Source organism: Bartonella queenslandensis AUST/NH15, assembly GCF_000312585.1.
GTDB classification, from domain to species: Bacteria; Pseudomonadota; Alphaproteobacteria; order Rhizobiales; family Rhizobiaceae; genus Bartonella; species Bartonella queenslandensis_A.
Genome location: NZ_HE997997.1, coordinates 13166 through 15948 on the forward strand (window position 1 = coordinate 13166; position 2783 = coordinate 15948).

Here is a 2783-nt window from a genome sequence, read left to right on the forward strand (position 1 = left end):
TTTCTATTTGCTGCAAGGACAGCAAGGGCTGTTATATTAACAACGCCGCGTGAAGTTACTGAAGGCGTGAGTATATGGGCAGGACGTGCTGCTCCTATTAAGATAGGACCAACATGGAGTGCATTTGTGAGGCTTTTAACAGTGTTGAGCGTGATGTTGGCTGAATCAAGTGTTGGAAAGACAAGCAAATTCGCTTCACTTTTGAGACGAGAATCAGGAAAAACACGATCACGAAAAACTTTGGAAAGGGCAGCATCACCATGCATTTCACCATCTGCTTCTAAATGAGGGTGTAATTTGGCAAGAATTTCTGTTGCACGTCGCATTTTACGTGCACTTTCTGTATTTTTAGAACCAAAGTTTGAGTGTGATAATAAGGCTGCTTTGGGTGTTATTCCAAATGCTTCAACTTCTTGAGCTGCCAATACAGTCATTTCAGCGATTTCTTCTGCAGAAGGATTTTCATTGACGTAAGTATCTGTGAGAAAAAGAGTACGCTGTTGAGAGATAAGCAAACTCATAGCAGAAAAACGGTGAACATGAGGATCAAGTCCGATAATTTGTTCAATCAATTCAAGTTGACGTTCAAAACGTCCTTCTAAGCCGCAAATCATCGCATCTGCTTCTTCACGCATGACGGCAAGGGCCGCAATAGCCGTTGTTGATGTTCTCACTATTGTTTTTGCCATTTCAGGCGTAACGCCACGTCTTCCTGTATAATGAAAAAATAAATTAACGTAATCTCGAAAACGTGGATCATCTTCAGGGTTTGTTAATTCAAAATCTATATTAGGACGAATTCTTAAACCAAAGCGTTTTAATCTTGCTTCTATGACGTGTGGACGGCCGATAAGAAGAGGTGTTGCTGTTTGTTCTTCAATGACAACTTGCGCGGCACGAAGGACGCGTTCATCTTCACCATTGGCATAGATGACACGTTTACGTTTTGCTGTTTTTGCTGCAGCAAAAACAGGTTTCATTGTTAAACCAGAAAGAAAGACAAATCGATTGAGAATATCATGATAGGCTTCCATATCTTCAATGGGACGAAGTGCGACACCTGTTGCCATTGCTGCTTTAGCAACAGCGGGAGCAATACGTAGTATTAAACGTGGATCAAAAGGAGAGGGAATTAGATAGTCTGGTCCAAAATTAGGCGGTTCTTTTGAGTATGCACGTGCTACAACATCTGAAGTTTCCTCACGAGCAAGAGCAGCAATTGCGTGAACAGCAGCCATTTTCATTTCTTCATTAATTGCAGTAGCACCTACATCTAATGCACCACGGAAGATATAGGGAAAACAAAGGACATTATTAACTTGATTGGGATAATCAGAGCGTCCTGTACAGATCATTGCATCAGGTCGTATAGAGTGTGCTTTTTCAGGCATAATTTCTGGTACTGGATTAGCCAGCGCTAAAATTAATGGATTTTGAGCCATTTTTTTAAGATATTCAGGCTTTAAAACCCCCCCTGCAGAGAGGCCTAGAAAAATATCTGCATTATCAATAATATCAGATAAAGTTCGTGCGTCAGTTTTTTGTGCATACTTGACTTTCCAACGATCCATAAGGGGTTTGCGACCTTCATAAACAATGCCCTCTAAGTCACTAAGCCAAATATTTTCAACTTTTGCTCCAAGACGGACCAAAAGATTAAGACAAGCTAGGGCGGCAGCACCTGCGCCTGAGGTAACTATTTTGGCATTTTCAATTTTTTTTTCCTGAAAGATTTAAGGCATTTAATACAGCAGCAGAAACAATAATGGCAGTTCCATGTTGGTCATCATGAAAAACTGGAATCTTCATCTTAGCGCGCAGTTTTTCTTCGATTTCAAAACATTCAGGAGCCTTAATGTCCTCAAGATTAATACCACCAAATGTCGGTTCTAGGGTCGATACCGTTTGTACCATTTGTTCTATATCGGATGCATCAAGCTCAATATCAAAAACATCAATATTCGCAAATTTTTTGAATAAAACGGCTTTACCTTCCATAACGGGCTTTGAAGCGAGTGGACCAATATTCCCTAAACCAAGAACGGCCGTTCCATTTGATATCACAGCGACTAAATTAGAACGAGACGTATATTGAGCAGCGAGATTGGGATCTTCATGAATTGCAAGACATGGCGCTGCAACGCCTGGGGAATAAGCAAGAGCTAAATCACGTTGATTATCAAGGGGTTTTGTTGCTTGTATTTCCAATTTTCCAGGTTTTGGATGTTGGTGATAAAAAAGTGCAGCACTGTCAAGCTCAGCCATTGGTGAACTGAAATCATTATTTCGTTCTCTAGACATTTTTATGATACCCAAGTTAGCGTATGTTTTATGAGTGTTCCATCTACAATAAGGTTTTTTCCACTAATAGATCCTCATTTCTCTGAATATCAAAATGCATGAGTATGAGCAAACTCTTCTGGATCGTAAAACCAGTTTGATGTTTCTTTTCATTTGTGCACAATGAATAATTTCATTGATAGCAGCACATTCGTTTTTCTTTCCTTAATAAAACGCGTAAAAATTGATTAGTTTATAAAAAAATAAAATATTTCCTGATGATTCCATTACCAAGCCATTATTTTTTTGCAATGCTTACAAAATAAGGAAAGAATAGAAAAGCTTTTCCTATTCAGTTTATCGATTTTTTATAAAATATATTTTATTTGAATTTTTATACGGAGGTAAAAAAAAACTTTAAACAATAATTTGAAAATTATAAATTGTTTATTCAGCTATTTTAAAGGGAGGAGAATGTTGAGAATGGAAGTTGTTTTGTTTAT

1 pseudogene is annotated in these 2783 nt (G+C 38.2%); it reads right to left on the reverse strand.

The window, feature by feature from the left end:
* Positions 1–2301 (reverse strand): annotated as a pseudogene (locus BN338_RS03730) (NADP-dependent malic enzyme); the annotation flags it as partial.
* Positions 2302–2783 lie beyond the last annotated feature (482 nt).